This window comes from Ignavibacteriota bacterium, from assembly GCA_016218045.1.
Taxonomy (GTDB): domain Bacteria; phylum Bacteroidota; class Ignavibacteria; order SZUA-365; family SZUA-365; genus JACRFB01.
This window is the reverse complement of record JACRFB010000001.1, coordinates 302,110-319,478: the sequence shown is the minus strand read 5'-3', so window position 1 is coordinate 319,478 and position 17,369 is coordinate 302,110. Positions and strand designations below refer to the sequence as shown.

The window sequence follows — 17,369 nt, the reverse complement described above, 5'->3', positions numbered from 1 at the left end:
ACTACTTCGCGCTCTGCTCCACAAGTTTTTTGAGATCCTGTTTCAGAAGTTCGAGTTCCTCGCCGTACTTCGACCAGTTGCCCTCGCGCTGATATTTGACCGCGCGTTCATATCGCTCAAGAGCCGATTTCGAAAGCTGCGACACATTGAGTGGCGATGTATTGGCGGTGGGAGATGTGATCGCAGCAGCCGGGCTTGACCTCGGAGCAGGTGTGCTCAGAGCGGCATTGCCTCCGAATACTCGCCGCAGCGCCTCTTCCAAAGTCGGCTCCATCGAAATGCGATTTCCGTACGAGACAATCACTCTCTTCAGCTCGGGAAGCTTCCCTGACGTCGCCTGCAGATACACCGGTTGCACATACATCACATCTTCCTTGATCGGAAAGACGAGCAGATTCCCTCGCGTAACGCTCGATCCCTGCTGATTCCACAGGGTGAGTTGCGAGGAAATGATCGGATCCTGATCGATTCGTGCAGTTACCTGCATCGGACCATATGTCAGTTCCTGCTTCGGGAATTTAAACACGAGCATTCTCCCGTAATTCGCCCCGTCGCTGCGCGCGCACAGCCAGGCGATCATGTTATCACGTCTGTTCGGAGTGTACGGGACCATCTGTATGTACTCTTCCCGCGGTTCGCCGGGAAGGCGCATGACGACGGAGTAACTCTCCATCTTCTGCACCTCTTCCTGCAGTTTTTCGTTCGCGATATTCCACAGATCCTCCTTGTTGTAAAACACGGTCGGATCCTCCATGTGGTAGGTCGAGTATACCTCGGCTTGCATATCGAACAAGTCCTGCGGATACCGAACATGTTTCTGAAGTGAGGCGGGCATCGCGTCGATCGGTTTGAACAGACCCGGGAAGATTCTTGCGTAGACCCTGATGATTGGATCGGTGTCAATCCCGAACGAGTAAAACTGCGTCTCGCCATTGTACGCGTCGATCGTGATCTTCACGGAGTTCCGAATGTAGGAGATGTTTCCCACAGGACGCGAATACGGGAACGCATCGGTCGTCGTGTATGCGTCGTACATCCACACCAGACGCCCGTCACCGACCACCAGGTACGGATCCCCGTCGTACGAGAGGAAGGGAGCTATCTTCGAAACACGGTCCTGTATCGCACGATGATACACCATTCTGCTCTCCGGACCGATGTATCCCGAAATGAGAAGGTTGAAGTCCGCGAAGTGCAGAGCGAACATCAGCCGACGGAAGAAGGATCCCATGTCGACGCCTGTCTGCTCAAGGTATCGAGTCATGCGGTTCTGGTCTCCGACGGGATAATCGAACTCGTCGATGTTGCCCTTCACCACCACAGGTGTGCGTGTTTCCTCGCCGAAATAAATCTCCGGCCTGCGAATCTCCAAGCCCACGCTCGAGGTCGGAGGTATGTCCTTCACAAAAAATTCAGGCAGACCTTCGTCGGTGACAACATTCACCGGACTCATACCGATGCCATAGCCGTGCGTATAGACGAGTTTCTGGTTCACCCAGGTCCGCGCATTTGCGGGTAGTTTGTCCTGATTTAATTCACGGGCGCCGAGCATAACCTGTCGATACGATCCGTCGGGCAGACGGTAGCGGTCCACATCGACATCGGGAAAGTCGTAGTACAAGCGGATGACCTGAAGTTGGTCGAGCGTCGACGCAAGCGGGCGGTAATCCCACAAAACGATGTTCCTCAGAGTTGCGGTATCTGCGGCAAGATCGGAGGCCGTCAGATTCATCGTCGGTTTCATGGTGCGCTCTTCGATGCGATCGAGCCCGAACGCGACACGAGTGAACGTGATGTTGTTGCGGATGTATTCGAGTTCCTTTATCTGCTCGTTCGGGTTGACAACGATGCCCTGAATAACCGCGGGGAACACGCCTGTCGCGAGAATCGCGATTGCGACGTATCCACCAAAGACCTGCGCCAGGCGTTTGTACGCGCCCTTGATAAGCGCCTGCACAAGCAGCCCGCCTGCCGCCAGGGTCAGCACAATCACTATCCATGCGGCGGGAAGTTGCGCGTTGACGTCGGTGTATCCCGCTCCAAAAAAACTGCCTGACCGTGTCGAGTACAGCACATCATAACGCCCGAGCCAGGAATGGAATGCGAGCAGAACAAAAAACACTGCAAGGATCGATGCCAAATGAACGCGCGCACGGGGTGACGCTGCAACGCGGCCGAACGCGAAAGACACGCCTTGCCGAACGAGGTACACGAGCAGCGTGCCGATAAATGCGAGTACCACGGTGGCCAGCAACCAGTTCTTCACCACATCCAGGAACGGAAGTGTGAAAACGTAATACCCCACATCGTTGCCGAAGATTGGATCCGCTATTCCGAAATATTCCGCTTGGGCCGCCGCAAGTGCGTCCATCCAGTGGCCGGCGATGTACCCCGAGGTCATGAAACCGCAAATCACGGCGCCGCCGTAAAGGGCGACGCGGGCAAACTTGCCAAGGGCCTCGAAAAGATTTGCAAAACGTGGATCGGCGGGAATCGACGGGACGCTGGCGAGGCCTGTGCGCAGCGTTCCGTACATCGCGGCAAGAAAGAGTACAAACGAAGCCAGCCACAGTCCGTATCGTGTCTCGTAGGAGGTCTGGAATACACCCGCGAAACCGAGACTGTCGAACCACCAGAAGTCGGTGATGAATCCTGCCGCCATCGAGAGGACAATCAGGAGCGCAATTAGACCGAGCAGTACAAACGTGATGATGCGGCGCGTCTTCATGGGAGGATCCGGTTTCTGGAGGAAAATGAAATCTAGCGCGTCATCCCGCGAAGTCCAACTACGGGTGCATTTGAAACGCGCTCGTTGCGGTATTCCGCGCGTCTTCGTATTATTTTTTATCGCGCATCGCGCAACGCTCAAGTGATATGCTGAAAGTGCAGGACTATGAAGCTATTTATTGAAAACAGTAAACGAACGCCTAGAATGTTCGAGAGCGACTTCATGGAGTTTTTCTCGCATGTGCACTGGTCCGTCCCGCTCTGGATCTTCGTCCCCGTGATAGCCGCATGTACGTACGCCGCTCTTGCCGTGTACGAACTCCCTCTCTCGAAAGCAGTGCTCGTGATCCTCGCCGGACTCGCGCTATGGACGTTTATCGAGTACTCGCTTCACCGGTTTATTTTCCACTACCATCCGAAATCCGGGTGGGGACAGAAGATTCACTGGATGTTTCATGGTGTCCATCACGACTATCCCAGCGATCCGCTGCGTCTCGTCATGGTGCCAGCCGTGAGTCTTCCGCTCGCCACCGCGTTCTACTTTTTATGGACAGTGCTTTTTGGCACCGTACATGCCGCACCGCTCATGGCCGGCATGCTGACAGGATACCTAGCGTACGACATGACGCATTACGCTGTGCATCACTTCCCGATAAAAGGCCGCGTGTTCGGCTATCTTCGAGAGTATCACATGCGCCATCACTTCGCGGATCCTGATCGCGGCTATGGTGTCAGTTCCCCGCTTTGGGATATCATCCTTCGTACATCATTTCAGCGGGATCAATCAGGCCGTTCTTGACGATGCCGGTAGACGGGATGAAGCAAGATAGCCGGTGAGGTACCCGAGGTCGCGTTTCACAACCGTTTGTATCATCGCAAGCAGGCCGCACCCGATAAGAGCCCATCGGCGTGCGAGCTGCTGAATGATGCCGTGTGCCATGCGCGCGCTTACGGTCCGCATCGCGTGGTAGTACAAGGTCTGGGTCACATGGACACCATCACGCGATGCCGGACTTGGCGTGTGAAAAAATGCCAGTGACGCGCCGACGATAAGGCGGCCGCTCCGTCCCACCTGAAATGAAAACCACACGTCCTCCGCAAATGCTCGACCGGTTTGTAGTCCCAGCGCCCGCCCGCTGAATGCCCCTGTGTCGAATCGTAGCGCACCGATGGCGGATTTTCTAAACGAGGCGGCCGTACTGGCAAGAAAGTCGACCTCGCGGTCGTGTGGAAATGCGAATCCAAAGTCAGGGAATCCCGACAGACGAAAGCGGTTCCGGCCTCTGTTTGTTTGGATGAAAAACAGACAGCGGAACACGCGCTCGACGAGTCCGGGCAATGGGACATCGGTCATTGAACCGCCGACGCCCGAGATGGAGGCGTCATTTTCGAAATAGCGAAGCATGGTGGCGCAATAGTCCGGGCCAATGCGAGCATCATCGTCGAGGAATGTGATGATGTCCCCGCAGCTCGACTCGATACCTATGTTGCGCTGTGTGCAGATATCCGCATCCGCGCGAAGGTAGCGGAGAGGCGTACCTGCGGGTTTATCGTTCGAGCAGAATCCGGATGTCTCGTCAGTGTCCGACGCATCGACAACAAGTATCTCGTCGGCACAGGTCGTCTGAACGGCAAGGCAGTGCAGGAGGTCTTTCACTTCCTGCGCACGGTTGCGTGTCACTATCACCACGCTGTGTGTCATCGAACGGCCGCGTTCTTGATTACCGGATGGCCCGGCTTTGAATCCAGTGCCGCCGACAAATGTGAAGCGAGCATGGTGCCGCGCCGCGATGGGTGCTCACGATCCCGTGATCGAAATGCGAAGTTCGAGACCGCCTTCATGAATTGTCGTTCCGGGAATTCTCGAACCCACCGACGAATCCGGTTTTGTCTGCTGGAAGCGGTAGAATACCGATGACTGCACGCGCTGGCTGATGACATACCGCACGCGCGGTTCGATGGTGATTTTGGTTGTTCCTTCTCGAGGCTGACCGCCAGAGTCCAAGCTCACAACTTCGTACACATGTGATGCGGACTTGTTGAGACTGAACGAGAAACTGAAGTCGATATCGTTCTTGAGCGTGAGGCCGAGCAGCGGCATTTCGATACCGGTCTTCCTGAAATTCGCTGTTATCGATACTTCGTCTGTGGATTGTTCCACAATGTTGTTCGCGGAGGAATTCAAATCGAAATTCCGCTGCTTCCCCCAGCGTGCGGTCACCGTCATATCCCCGCCCCACAATTTGTTGAAGCCGAGGGAGAGACCGATGAGCGGCGAAAAATTATACCCGATGCGTTTGGACTCTGTATTGCGCTCACCCGTGCTTTGATCGTAACGGAAGGCGGTAGTCATCGTGGAGGAATAACGATGCTCGAGGCCGATGCGATCGGCGACGCTCTGCATGAAGCCGATTTTTTCGATGCCGTCCCAGCGCAGTCCCCAGTTCACGCGAGGCAGGAATCCGCCAAGGACGCGCGTGAGCCACGGAATCGCCTCGAAACCCTCCTCGAAGGCCTGTGTCAGTTTCTCGCTTTGGCTGCGGCGGTCGCCTGCGTCCGACATCAATTCCTTGTACCGCGCGTTCACCGCTTCAATGTTCGTGTTGAAGAAACTGAAGAAGAGGAAGTCGGGGAAAGCGAGATAGGAGCGTTCGAGTTGACCGGTCGATGTGAGACTGGTGATGGTCTGGATTCCCAGACTGTCGGTGGAGAACTGATAATTCTTGTTCACCGACCAGCGCAGGTCCCAGTTGAGTTCGATGCGTGCACCTTCCCACAACGGGCGATTTGTCTTTATCGCGATCGTGTTCGACTGCGAGAAGTTGTCGGTGTATATGCCGTTGGGATTCGGTGCGCGTAATCCCCTTGAGAAGTTATCGATGCCGATGAATGGGAAGCTGTTCTTGAAACCCAGGGAGCCCGACGCGGGATTGGGATCGCTCACAAGACCCAATTGATACAGACGCGAAGGTCCGATCCCAGCGTCGGCAGGGTTCCCGAAGGGATCCGTCGTCCAGAACACGGAGAATCCGGTTGCGCCGCGCACGCCGGTCACAGTACTCTGGTTTGTTTCGGAAAAGGTGAAACTGATGTTCTCGTAATCGAGGAAGGGCACTTTGATTGCGTAGTATGCCGCGTTCTTCAGGAACTTCTCGACGTCGAATCCCGAGGATGCATCAACAGCCGAATCGACAATTGCGGTTGCAACCGATGTTGTGTCGGTCGATGCGCCAATCAAACGGTTCAATTCCGCTTCGCTCTTTTTAAGGTCGGCCTGAACGCGCTCGAATTCCTTGGGATTCTTTTGCTGCAGCTCACGCGCGGCTTCCTTCAACTCCTTCTGCCGTTTGATCAGATCGCGTTTTGCGTCATCGATGGCTGCGGTCGCGTTGGGCCTCTTCGCTTCGGGCATGCTGATCTGCCTGCCGGCTCCGGCCGGTCCGCCCGCGGCAGGCCCGCCGTCCTTGGTGTCGAAAAGCGGATCGAAGAGCGACTTCAAACGCAGGTTGACGGACCAGTTGACACTGGCGTTATAGCTCGCTTGACGACCGAGACCAAGCTGCTGCAGATTTTCCTGCCACGTGTAATTCACGGTGTAGCCTCCCGACATGTCGAAGTAGCGGTCGAGGTCGAAGAAGCGCGGGAGCAACGGACGGCTGTTCAAACTGAATTGCTGGGTGTAGCGGATCGGGATGCCGAAGTACAACGATCCCTTTCCAAAAAAGATCTCGCGGAAAATGGTCGAGCTCTTGCGTTGGGTCACGACGTCAGCACCGTACGCATCTTTCATCCGCATGCCGAATTCATCAACCGCATAATCGGTTTCCAGATGCAGCAGGGAGGTTTGCAAGGACGAATTGTACGATCCACTGAGATTGAGCAGACTTTGCTCCGCCAGCGTGAACGAAATGTTCATCGACCTGTTGTGAGAGAACTCTCTGATGAAAGGACGGAATTCCGGCGGATTTCTTCTCTGCTCCTCGATGCGGGAGCGGTTCAGATCCGCGCCGAGATTGATGCGAGACGGCAGGTAGTAGAACTTCGCGTCCTTGTAAAAATCTAGGAGGAATACGCCGTCGAAGATCGAGCTGAACGGCTTGATAAATGCTTCGCGTCCGAAATCGTATCCGTATCCGACACGTGCCTGCCACTGCCAATTGCGCCGTCGCTGTATCGTGGGGTCGCGGAAGCGCACGATCGAATAATTGTAACTGAGCTCAAGCCGATTCACAAAATCTTCGATCAGCCAGTGTTTGCCGGGCGCCTTGAGGCGTACGGTTGGTATGGCCCAACTGTCGCGGATCTCAAGTGTCTGTGCGGCGAGTCGCGCATCACGCACGGCAACATCGATCTCCTGCTGCGGTCTCCCCTGGCGCCGGAGCTCCTCTGCGAGGATGCGCAATGAGCCCTCGACTTCCACGTCGGGCTGTCCCGGCAGTAGAAGGGGTTTGGACAGGTTCTCGGAGTGCGAGTACGTGACGCGAACCTGCGTTCCTTGCCAGTCTTTCGGGAAGGCCTTGTCGATATTCAACGTGGTGTTCATGCTCCAAGTGGTCGTGCTCGCACGCGAAGAGCTGAACCGCTCGGAGAGGGAGTGAAAGTACGGATCCGTGTGGCTCATCGACGCGCTTATGTCAGCGATGTCCGCCATGCGCAGGTTCATGCTGCCGGTGTAGGCCATGCCTTTTGTTTTGTTCGGTCCGACAACGCGGAGTTCGTTTATCCAGATCTGGCCCGAGATTGTCTGTCCCACATGAAGATTGCGCACGCCCACGGAAATGAACCGCACGCTCACCACGTCCGGACAACCCACGACGCGGTACTTGGAACCCGGTGCACCTCCGAGGTTTTCGGCGTCAACTTCCGCGACTTTGCTGCATGTGTCACGCAGAGTTTTTATCGCGGTCAGGTTTGCAAATCGAATCGCGATTTCGTTCTTGCTGTCCCAACCGGGATGCGCCGGCGCCCGGTATTCGTAATAGTTGGCAGTGTCGATGCCGAAACGCATGACGACTTCGTAGTCGTCCGGTCCAAGACTCTGCTCGCCGTGCACGTACATCTTCAAACTTTCGTAGTTGAACATGTCGACACCGGTGGCAGGGAAAAGACGATACGCCTCGCGGTATGTTGTGTCAGGCAGATTATGGAAGGCGAGCGCAAGAGACTGCTCGTTCATATACACCACCTGATCGGGTCGACGACGGTCGCGCTCTCGCACAACGCCCGGCGGGCTCGTGTACTCGGGATTGTCTTCGACGTTCACCACTGATACGGTGAACGAAGGATCGCTGCGCTCACGCTCGTACCACTGGTTGCCCACGAAATTAAACTCGGCAATGCGCACGATGCCCGCGCGCTCCATGCCCGTCATCAGCACGCGGACGTATTCCACATTGTCGAGGGCGGGCGTGCCGACAACACGCGCATTGGTCAAAGGTATGCGGAATTGATACCAGCCGTTTGTCCCACCTCCGACCACCCACGGATTCCGTTGCGATGGCGGAAGAGACAGCGAAAACTTGGTGGTGTCGAGATCTATCTCGTACTGGAAATAATCGTTTGTCAGATCGAGGATGCCGTTGTTGTTCAAATCTTCCGTATCGGGAAACTGGCCCGCGGCATCGTCGATATTCGTCTGCGTTCCGTTGAAAGCATCCCAGTTGTTGATGTTGTATGAGTAATTGTCGAGTGATGGATCATCGCCGAGCGACGGGTAGAGCGCGCGTTCCTCCGCATCGGTCAGCATGTCGAGTCCGATGTCTTCGCCGGGATTTAATATGCCGTTGCGGATTGACGCCGGATTGACAAGATCCTCGGAGTTCAGAACGCCGTTCGGAATCACGTCTTCGGTCACCTTGCCAAGATCGATCAGCAGCTTCGAACCCTGATTGAGCGATTCGACGCGCATCCACAGCTCGATGTAGTTGTAGTTGCCGTCGACGAGATTGGTTGCGTTGACTGGCAGCGTGCGCATGATGCCGTTCCACGTCTGCGATGGAGCTGCAAGATCAGGCGAGTAGTTGAATGCGCCGCGCTGATCGGGCTTGAAATCGAGGTCGAGCACCGTCACACGTTGATCTTCGCGTGCCGCAAGTTTGTTCGGCCAGATGTCGGTGACAACTACGGAACGGTTGGAAGACGAAGAGATCGGCACGTTGTACCAGTTCAACTTCGCGCGGCGGCCATTCATGATCGAATCACTTGCTGCGTCGATGCCCGGCACGGATTTCGGAACGGATGCGATCTTCCAGGCGGAGTACGCAGTCTGCAGAGGAATGTACACTCTCGCTCCTTCGAAGTCGTCGATGTACGCGATGCCCTTGCCCTGATCCGAGGGAATGGGACTGATCTTTGTGTTCGGATCGGGGAGTATCACAGCCGCCTCGCCCTGCATACTTAGTGACGATTTGTCCTTCGTCTGGATGAAGGGGAGCGTGTTGAGCGCATCGGTAATGAAGGGGAGGTCGATCCGCGTGCGTGCGTCGACGCCGAACATGGTGTTGCTGATCGGTTCCTCACCGATGCGCACTTTGTCGCTGAGCGTCTTCTGATTCAGACTCAGCAGAGTGAATCCCAGGAACGACTCCTTCCCGAAGTCCACTTCGCCGCGCGCACCGAGCAGTGTCTTCGATGCAAATGAAAACAGATCCTGCTTCTCGTATTCGATTTCGACCTTCGCACCGGGTACGAGCGCTTCTTCCTTGATGAGGCGGACTTGTCCGGCTTGCTCGTCGACAGTGAAATCGCTCCCCGCGGCGAGCGGCTGGCCATTGAGACGTACACGCACGCTGCCCGGAACGACGTTGAATCCGAGATAGTATGTCGATGAACTCGAACCTTTCGTCGTGCCGACAATCATGATTTTATCGTTCTGACTCTGTCGCGCGATCGTTTTCGTCGACGTGTAAACTTCAGGATAGAGGTACTGCTGCACGTCAGCCACGTTTGTACCCGGAAGTCGCGCATAGAGCGCCTTGAGTCCCTCGTTCCACGGTTCCAGAGTTGGGAAAATGATTTCACCGCGGATGTAGTCGATGGTCAGCCCCGGGATGAAGTCTATTTTTCCGTCGGGCTGTCCCGTCGCGTTGTCGTCCGAATAGTCGATGCCGAACAGACGCAGCCATTTGAAAAATGTGCCCGGCATGTTCTCGTCGTCGGGGGTTCCGCCCTGCCGGTAAACGATGCGGAAATTGGCAAGATCTTCCTTCTTGATGTTGCGCATGTTGAGCGAATAGATGCTGCGCACACGGTGTTTCCACGCTTTCGTGAACGCCGGACTCAGATTCTTGGGCTTGACCAGCTTGAGCACCAAACGCGGCGTGGCGGAGGAAGAGACGAATCGTTGATCACTCACAAATGTGCCGTAGTAATAATCCCCGAGCCCGGCCTGATCCGCACCCACGACTCTGTACGCAACAGCGATGACCTGATCCTCCTGGACGCTCTGCGTCATCGTCAGAATGCCCGTCGTGGGATTGTAGGTGTAGTCCGCGTCCTTTTTCAGCTTTTTGAAATTACCGACCTCAACGATCCCTGATTGTGATTCGACCTTGAGATTTCCGTCCGCATACTTCAACACACTGTCGCTCAGCGTGGGCGAGGACTGGAAATACAGGAAGTTCGGCATGTCGATGAACGCGACGCCCGGACGCTCTTCGGGATCGGACACGCTACCCACCGAAGCCGGACGTGTGATCCAGACTTCCATATCGCGGATCTGCAGGTCGGGCCGCAGGATGAGCGGGGCGGTGCCTCCATCCGCGCGGTAATTGTAATACGACTCGTAGACGTTCGCCCCGCCCTTGTTCGGATCCGGCTCGCGGTAGTCGAGACTGACGAAATAGTGATTCTCGGCGTAATCGTACGCATGCCTTTCGAACTTCTGTTCTGTTGCACCTCCCGCCACCGAGAGTTTGTTGGACTCACCCTTTTTCTGACTCGCAACGGTTGATAGATGCAGCGGGCCGAATTGAAATTCCGCCTTGATACCGAAGAGCGCGCCGCTCCCGCCCACAAGCTGCGAAGGGGTCTGCAACGACACGTTTCCCGCCTCGATGCTCTTTACGATCTCGTCGTCGTATCCGGTGTATTTGATCTTCAACTGGTTTTCATAATCGAACGTGCGCTCCGTACTCCAATCGGCGCGGATGCTCAACTTGTCGCCGATCAGGCCGTTGACGTTCACGTTGACCTGTTGACGGAAGTTCGGCGAGAACTGGGTCTGCCGCATGAACACCGACTGCTGGTCCGACTTCTCGATGCGGAATCCGGCGTTGATGTCTATCGAACCGCTGATGCGCAGACTGATACGGTTCCGATCTCCGAATATGCTCATCAATGGATTTGGCGGAACAGGGATGTCGAATTCGGAAATATTCTTCAACAGCCCTTCGAGCTTGCCTGCCTGGCTGTCGTTGCGCTTCGCAATGAATTCCGCGGTGCGCCGATTCCTTTCGTAGTCGTAACGCTGCTGAATGTACTCCTCGAGCGGCATCTCATACGGTATCCGCACATCACGGCCGTTGACTTGTTCGCGGATGATCACCACGTTGCGTGTCGAGTCCACTTTCACAACACGCTGAATTCCGTACCCCTCGCTCGGTTGCAGATATGCGGGAGACATGCGCTCCGGGAATGGACGCGCAACAGCGCCCTGGCGCCGACGATCCGGGAGGAAGCGGATTCTGTTTGTGGAATCGGAAACAATTGTGAGACTGTCGTCGCCTTCGGTACCCGGCTGATACGCGGTAGCCGCCGTGTTGTCTGGGACACGTGAAGAATCATATACGCTCAATGACTCATTCAAATCGAAAGTCGTGAGCCCGCGCGACTCTCCGGCTTCTGCCACAACCTCCTGTGCTTCGGACCGCTCCCCGGATTCGGGGCGAAGACCCGCGTCGAGAATTTTCCCGCTGTCAGTCCGGGGTAGATGCGAATCGCTGTACAGCGCGTTCCACTGCCGCGCGCCATGCATGGATATGGCGTTCCCTGAGGCCGGGCGTGGTGCCAGGCCGACGACGATGCCGAAGGCTGCTGCAGAAAGTCCCACCACCGCGACGATGTGCGCGAACGTCATAGACGCGCGCGCGACTCGTGGGGGTATCACACGTAAGGGGTTCAGAATGACACTCCTGAAAGTACAGTCGTGGATAAAATCAACTTATGAACGCTGTAGCGGAGGTGTCGATAGACGCCTGTGTTTGGTGGGAAACTCGTGTTGGAGAGGTCTCAAAATATTCGGTTCCGTCGTTATCTGATTCTGTCAAGCTTCAAAACTACGAACAATCGTGCAATACGTGCAACAAAATGAAGGGGCAGAAATACGTGATTGCTCATGAGAGACACGGTTCGTCATTGGAGTTCACGCCGATCAAAGGTATATTTTTTCATGCGACTGATTCAATGCAGAAATATTGCGTGCCGCGGGGAGTCAAGGAAGCGGACGCACCCGGTCGGATATCGGATCGCGCCTATGACGACGGAGACACTGTGACCATGCGGTGTGATGGTGCATTGCAGGCGGTCGTATGATTCTCGGAAGGCACATCCTGAGGGCACACGTCGGCCCGTTCCTCTTCTCGAACGCAGTCATCGTGTTTCTCTTTCTACTTCAGTTCCTTATGAAATCCGCGGGTGACATCGTCGGGAAAGGACTGAGCATTTGGGTGGTGCTTGAACTGATTTCCTTGAATCTCGCTTGGATTCTGGTTCTTTCCGTGCCGATGTCGGTGTTGGTTGCAACCTTGATGGCCTTCGGAAATCTCTCGTCCACCAACGAGGTCGTCATCATGCGGGCAAGCGGCATGAGCCTCTACCGCATGTTGCTGCCGGTTTTTTTCATGACAGGGTTGGTCACCTGGGGCCTAATCCTGTTTAATAACCGCGTGCTGCCCGAAGCGAATATCCGCCTCCGCACACTCATGACCGATATTCTGCGGATCAAGCCCACGCTGTCGCTCCAGGCCGGAGTGTTCACCACCGACGATCAGTTGCCGAATTACCGCATCCTCGTCAGGAAGACGTTTGAAAAAACGAATGATCTGGAAGGCGTGACTATCTATGATCTGTCCCGGCCGGAAAAATCGGTGGTTGTGACCGCGGCTCATGGCAGTGTGGCGTTTTCACCAGACTATTCGAAAGTGATCATGGATCTTCGAAATGGTGAAATCCATGAAATCGATTCCGACAAGTCGCGTTCCTACCGCACGCTCCGTTTTTCGCGGCATCGCGTCAGCATCCCGGCCTCCGGCTTCGGCTTTCAGCGAAGCGATGCTTCATCCGCACAACGAGACGACCGGACCATGAGCGCGCAGATGATGGAGGGAATAGTGGACTCCATCAGCGCCTTGCAGGGTAAAAAGCAGCAAGCTCTTCATCAGAGAATTATTCGTGATATTTCTCCATGGACCTTAATGCGACACGAACGCGATCCCGCCGACCCCTTCGCGGCAGATGCATTCGAACCCATGCTGACAGATGTGGATCCGGATACGATTCTGTCCCCGGTGCATGGTGTGTCCACTAGGCGTGACACGCTCGACGCCATCATGCGTGTTGTGGGAAACCTCCGGCAATCACAGGCGATGATTGCCGCCGAACAGAGCTCCATCGACTACGACGAGACGCAGGTCAATAAATACCTGGTCGAAGTATACAAGAAGTACTCGATCCCCGCTGCGTGTCTTGTCTTTGTTCTCATCGGTGCTCCGCTAGGCATGATGGCGCGGCGCGGAGGATTCGGTGTTGGAGCAGGAATCAGCTTGGGATTTTTCCTCTTTTATTGGGCCTTTCTGATAGGCGGAGAGAAGCTTGCAGACAGGAACATTCTCACGCCATTTGTTGGCATGTGGGCTGCGAACATGGTGCTCGGTACCATCGGGGTGCTTCTGGCGATTAAAACCGCGCGAGAAACCTGGGTCATTGACTGGTCCGTGTTTACACGTTTGATCCCGCGTGCATGGCGCGTGGAGCATCAATCGACGGTACACAATCCGCACGAGTCCTGAATGACGCGCCTCGATCGCCATCTGGCCATGCAGTTTCTCAAGGTATCGCTGTTTGCGATCATCGCCTTCAGCGTGATCTTCATCATGGTCGACATGATCGAAAATCTGGATGATTTCATCGACGAGAATGTGCCGACACATATGATCGCCGCCTATTACGTGTACTTTCTTCCGCGTATCCTCAGCTTGATGGTTCCAGTTGCACTGCTGCTGTCCGGCCTCTTTGTTGTCGGAAAGATGAGCGCAACAAACGAACTCACCATCATTAAATGCAGCGGTGTGAGTTTAAGCCGGTATATGCGGCCGTTCCTTGCGCTGGCGCTGCTGGTCAGTCTTGGGATGTTGGGGTTCGATGGCTATCTGGTACCACGGATCAATGCGGCGCGACTCTCAATCGAACGCGAGTACCTTAAAAAGAACTTGCGTGTCGGCGGCAGGTACAACATGTATTTTCAAGACACCGACAACAGAATCGTATCGGTGGAGTACTTTGATGAGTCGGTCTTGACTGCTCGGCGCGTCTCGATTCAGCAATTCCGGACTACCGACCCGACGGTCATGCAAAAACGTATTGATGCGGCGTCGATGCGCTGGGATCTACCCCGTCGACGATGGAAACTTCAGAACGCGACCTCGCGGACCTTCCTTCACGACTCGTCTCTCAAAGCTGCTCGTCGCGAGACCGTGGAGCGAGATGATTCGCTCGATGCGCCGGTACTCGCGCTGACGCCGGAAGTAATAGCGCGGATGCAACAGAAGCCTGAAGAGATGGAACTCGATGAATTGCGCGATTACATAGACCGCCAGAGGCGCGCGGGAAGCGACATCGACCGGTTATTGGTGGATTACCACGGGAAAATCGCCTTTCCGTTCGCATCCCTGATTGTCGTTTTTTTTGCAGTCCCTTTTGCATCTGTAAAACGGCGCAGCGGGCTTTCGGTTCAGTTCGGAATCAGCATCTTTCTCTGTTTTGTGTATCTGGTTGGACAGAAGCTTAGCCAGATATTCGGGTACAACGGTTCGATACCCGCAATCCTCGCCGCCTGGCTTCCGAATATGCTCTTTCTTGTGGCTGCCGGGATTGTCATCACTCGTGTGCAGAAATAAGGGCCTTGGATCACACTTCGAGTCGGGTGTAATTTTCCGTTCGATGCCCGACGAGGGCGCCAACGCACACAAACTGGATCTAATGCATGGACATGGACACAGTACGCATCGCACGCCTGTTCCACTGGGAAATGGGGCACCGGCTCCCGTTCCACGAGGGTGGCTGCGCGAATATTCACGGCCACTCGTATCGCATGTGGGTTGAAGTGGCGGGGCAGTGCGATGAGAATGGGATGCTCATCGATTACGGTGATCTCAAACTTGCGGTGCAACCTCTGGTTGAGCCGCTTGATCATGCCTTCCTCTGTTATACAGGGGATTCTGTCATGCGGGATTTTCTCGCATTCCAGGGATTCAAATGTGCTCTCGTCCCTTTTCAATCGACGGCTGAAAACATTACGCGCTATTTCCTCGATAAGATTTGGGAAGTCATTGCCAAACAGCCTCGGATTACGGAGCTAACGGTCCGAATTCATGAGACCGAGAATTCCTACGCGGAAGCAAAAATGAGCCGGTCTGTCTAGGCCGCAACCCTCTTGATATTTCCCTCGAAGGCTCGGGCCACAGTTTCCCTTCTGCGCGCCAGGCCTGCTTCGATCCTTTGCCGGCCCTCGAAAAAAACCGCTCGAAATCCTTCCCTATTATTGCGTGGAAAATTCCGCTTTTGTATTTTCACGCTTTGAGTTGCAGCCATCCATTTAAAGTTCTTTTTCAGGCCGACCATGAAGATATTCATCGATAGTGCCGACATCAGGGAAATCCGTGAAGCCGCCAGCATGGGTGTGATCGACGGAGTCACGACAAATCCTTCTCTCGTTGCAAAGGAAGGTAAGAACTTCAGGCAGTTGCTCGATGAAATACTGTCCGTTGTTGATGGGCCAATAAGCGCCGAAGTCGTGTCGATCGACGCCGAGGGTATTATCCGCGAAGGGCGTGAACTTGCAGCAATCCATCCGAATATCGTTGTGAAGGTGCCTCTCGTGCGGGAGGGTTTGAAGGCGGTGCGGGTGTTGTCGTCGGAACAGATTCATACCAACGTCACGTTGTGTTTTTCCCCGATGCAGGCTCTCCTTGCGGCGAAGGCCGGAGCGACGTATGTCTCGCCTTTTGTCGGCCGCCTCGACGATATTTCGATAGACGGAATGGATCTCATCCGCCAGATTGTGCAAATCTACCAGAACTACACCTTTTCCACTCAGGTGCTGGCCGCGAGCATCAGGCACCCCATTCATGCGCTCCAGAGCGCGCTCGCTGGTGCCGACGTTGCGACGATTCCCTACAAGATTATTGAGCAGCTTTTCCACCATCCGTTGACTGACGCGGGTCTCGAACGCTTCCTCGCCGACTGGAAGAAGAACGAAGCGAAACTTGTCTGATTCCTATCAGACCGACATTCATACACAAGCACATGGTCCCATGAAACTCACTCCGTTTCACGAAAAACACATTGGCCTCGGCGCAAAGATGGTCGAGTTTGCCGGCTTCCACATGCCCATTCAGTATGAGGGTATCATCGCAGAACACAAACGCGTGCGTACGACCGTCGGAGTCTTCGACGTAACCCACATGGGCGAATTCGAAGTGCGCGGCAAGGACGCCTTTGCATTCGTGCAGCGCATGACTACCAACGATGTCTCGCGTCTCGAGGAAGGAAAAGTCCAGTACTCCGCCCTGTGTTACGACAACGCCGGCATCGTGGATGATTTGCTTGTGTACCACTGCGGCGATTATGTGCAGCTTGTTGTAAACGCCTCGAACATGGAGAAGGACTTTGCATGGCTGTCCGAACATGTTTCGGGCGACGTGCAGCTTATCGACAAGAGTGATGACACTGCGCTGCTTGCAATTCAGGGCCCGAAATCGCTCGACACCATGCGGGTATTGACGGATCTTGATCTCGCATCCATGCCGTATTACTCCTTCCTGCGTGGAACCGTGGCAGGGATCGAGTGTCTCATCTCCCGCACCGGCTATACCGGTGAGCTTGGTTTTGAGGTGTATTTCAAGAACGATCCGGTGCTCGCATCTAAAATGTGGGATGCAATCTTTGAGGCAGGCAAACCATATGACATCGCCGCTATTGGACTCGGAGCCCGCGACACGTTGCGTCTTGAAGTGGGATTTTGCCTCTACGGCAACGATATCGACCAGACAACGCATCCTCTTGAGGCGGGACTCGGCTGGATTACGAAGCTCGCGAAGGGCGATTTTATTGGCCGCGACGTGCTTCTGAAAGCCAAAGAAGCCGGAATGCCCCGTAAACTCGTCGGACTGCTCGTCGAGGGCCGGAGCGTTCCGCGTCACGGGTATGACGTTATCGTTGACGGCACACCCGCGGGTGTAATCACGAGCGGCACAATGTCGCCGATGCTTGAAAAAGGCATCGCCATGGGATACGTCCCGAGCACCTGCGCAGAACCCGGAAGCACGGTGCATGTACGTATCCGTAATCAGGACGTCCCAGCCAAGGTTGTTAAAATTCCTTTCATTCAGAAGAACTCCTGACGTGGTCCCGGCCCCGAGGCCGGA

9 protein-coding genes are annotated in these 17,369 nt (G+C 55.2%); 6 read left to right on the top strand and 3 right to left on the bottom strand.

The features are described from left to right. Window position 1: 1 nt before the first annotated feature. The gene (locus HY962_01145) at window positions 2-2,728 is read right to left on the bottom strand and encodes a UPF0182 family protein (protein ID MBI5645509.1); all 2,727 of its coding nucleotides are present in this window, start codon (window positions 2,726-2,728) and stop codon (window positions 2-4) included. Between the two features lie 204 nt (window positions 2,729-2,932). Here HY962_01145 and HY962_01140 point away from each other — a divergent pair, with 204 nt between their 5' ends. Further along, the gene (locus HY962_01140; GenBank protein ID MBI5645508.1) at window positions 2,933-3,526 is read left to right on the top strand and encodes a sterol desaturase family protein; all 594 of its coding nucleotides are present in this window, start codon (window positions 2,933-2,935) and stop codon (window positions 3,524-3,526) included. Here HY962_01140 and HY962_01135 read toward each other — a convergent pair. Continuing rightward, entirely contained in the window at window positions 3,512-4,429 is a 918-nt protein-coding gene (locus tag HY962_01135) for a glycosyltransferase family 2 protein (GenBank protein ID MBI5645507.1), read from the bottom strand. The genes HY962_01140 and HY962_01135 overlap by 15 nt on opposite strands. Window positions 4,430-4,525: 96 nt before the next feature. Next, the gene (gene sprA, locus HY962_01130; GenBank protein MBI5645506.1) at window positions 4,526-11,803 is read right to left on the bottom strand and encodes a cell surface protein SprA; all 7,278 of its coding nucleotides are present in this window, start codon (window positions 11,801-11,803) and stop codon (window positions 4,526-4,528) included. Window positions 11,804-12,254: 451 nt separating this feature from the next. Between sprA and HY962_01125 the strand changes: the two genes are divergently transcribed. From HY962_01125 to gcvT, 5 genes are all read left to right on the top strand, one after another. Continuing rightward, window positions 12,255-13,733, top strand: a complete 1,479-nt coding sequence (locus tag HY962_01125) for an LptF/LptG family permease (GenBank protein MBI5645505.1) — start codon at window positions 12,255-12,257, stop codon at window positions 13,731-13,733. After that, window positions 13,734-14,840: an LPS export ABC transporter permease LptG gene (gene lptG, locus HY962_01120; protein MBI5645504.1), complete on the top strand. Its 1,107-nt coding sequence runs from the start codon at window positions 13,734-13,736 to the stop codon at window positions 14,838-14,840. It begins immediately after the preceding gene. An 86-nt stretch (window positions 14,841-14,926) separates the two neighbouring features. Then, complete coding sequence (locus tag HY962_01115; GenBank protein ID MBI5645503.1) at window positions 14,927-15,364, top strand: 6-carboxytetrahydropterin synthase; 438 nt, start codon at window positions 14,927-14,929, stop codon at window positions 15,362-15,364. Window positions 15,365-15,562: 198 nt separating this feature from the next. Further along, complete coding sequence (gene fsa, locus HY962_01110) at window positions 15,563-16,216, top strand: fructose-6-phosphate aldolase (protein MBI5645502.1); 654 nt, start codon at window positions 15,563-15,565, stop codon at window positions 16,214-16,216. Window positions 16,217-16,256: 40 nt separating this feature from the next. Beyond that, window positions 16,257-17,345, top strand: a complete 1,089-nt coding sequence (gene gcvT, locus HY962_01105; GenBank protein MBI5645501.1) for a glycine cleavage system aminomethyltransferase GcvT — start codon at window positions 16,257-16,259, stop codon at window positions 17,343-17,345. Window positions 17,346-17,369: the final 24 nt, after the last annotated feature.